The 376-nt window shown below is 75.8% G+C and carries 1 protein-coding gene; it reads left to right on the top strand.

Annotation, left to right across the window (positions count from 1 at the left end; translation table 11 throughout):
• On the top strand, window positions 1-376 hold a 376-nt coding region (locus GJ695_RS29445), incomplete at both ends, for a response regulator (RefSeq protein ID WP_154370611.1).

Below are 376 nucleotides of genomic sequence, written 5' to 3'. Positions count from 1 at the left end.
GCCGCTGCCGGCCGGCGCCGCCGGCAAGCGCATCCTGGTGGTGGACGGCAGCAGCCTGCTGCGCGACATGCTGGAGCGCCAGCTCGGCAGCGAAGGCTTCAGCGTGCACACGCTGGCCAGCGGCGCCGCGGCGCTCGACTGGCTGGCGGCGCACGCGGCCGACCTGGTGCTGCTGGACTGGGCCCTGCCCGGCGTCAACGGCGGCGAGCTCGCGCGCCACATCCACGCCGCGCCGCACCACGCGCAACTGCCGGTGGTGCTGATGATGACCGAGTTCGCGCGCGAACCGGCGGCGCAGGCGTCCGGCCAGGCCGGCATCGCGGCGGTGCTGGTCAAGCCGGTCAGCCCGGCGCAACTGCTGGACGCGGTGCTGGTG

Origin of the sequence: Duganella alba (assembly GCF_009674495.1) — a bacterium.
GTDB classification, from domain to species: domain Bacteria; phylum Pseudomonadota; class Gammaproteobacteria; order Burkholderiales; family Burkholderiaceae_D; genus Rugamonas; species Rugamonas alba.
This window is presented reverse-complemented; position numbering and strand designations above follow the sequence as displayed.